At 36.0% G+C, this 1118-nt stretch carries 1 pseudogene; it reads right to left on the minus strand.

The features are described from left to right. Positions 1–14 precede the first annotated feature (14 nt). A pseudogene (locus HT729_RS10805) lies at positions 15–1118 on the minus strand (IS3 family transposase); the annotation flags it as partial.

Below are 1118 nucleotides of genomic sequence, written 5' to 3' on the forward strand. Positions count from 1 at the left end.
TCAACTATTTCCTCTTAATATGTATGGAAACTCCAGTGATTTTTGCATAACAAAACGCATAAGATTAAGGATTTAGTTCTGTATTGTACAGGACTGAGTCCTTTTAGTTTTACCTTAATTCGTTTATTGTTGTAGTAATCAATATAGTCTACAATGGCTTGTTCCAATTGCTTAAGCGACTGAAATGACTTCTCATAACCATAAAACATCTCCGATTTCAGAATGCCAAAGAAGGACTCCATCATACCATTGTCTGGGCTGTTACCCTTACGTGACATGGATGCTTGAATTCCCTTACCTTCAAGAAACTGATGATAAGAATCGTGTTGGTATTGCCAGCCTTGGTCACTATGGAGAATCGTATTCTCGTAGCGTTTCTCTGTGAAGGCCTGTTCCAACATCGTTTTTACTTGTTCTAAGTTGGGTGAAGTTGAAAGATTATAGGCGATAATTTCGCTATTAAAGCCATCTAAAACTGGTGATAAGTAAAGCTTTTGAGAACTTGCTGGAATGGCAAATTCTGTCACATCTGTGTAGCACTTTTCCATTGTTTTAGAGCCTTCAAATTGACGTTGAATGAGATTTTCTGCCTTCTTACCCACATCTCCTTTATGAGAAGAATATTTTCGTTTCTGTCGCATTTTAGCTTGTAAATTGAGTACTTTCATCAAGCGTTGAACTCTTTTATGATTTACCAGATAACCACGATTTCTTAGTTCTAAATGAATCCGACGATAACCATAATTTCCCTTATGTTCGATAAAAATGGATTGAATTTCAGCTTTAAGCTCTTGATTCTTATCTAGTTTGTCTAGCTGTTTCAAGTGATAGTAGTAGGTCGAACGAGCTAATTTAATGGCTTTTAGAAGAATATCTAACGAAAAATCAGTCATTAATTCTTGAACAATTTCTGTCTTTCTTCTTTCTCTTTTTCCTCCTTCAATCGGAGTTCTCTTAACTTTTTTAGGATGGCATTCTCCGCTCTCAGGTACTCATTTTCTGCTTGAAGACGTTCTAATTCTGTTCTCTCTTCAGGTCTCTTTTTTGGCTTACGTCCCATTTTAGGTACTCTCCCTCTTATTTTCTCAACAATAGTATACCCGTTTTTCTTGTATTGT

The sequence above is a fragment of the Streptococcus sp. 79 genome (assembly GCF_013277425.1).
GTDB lineage: Bacteria > Bacillota > Bacilli > Lactobacillales > Streptococcaceae > Streptococcus > Streptococcus pseudopneumoniae.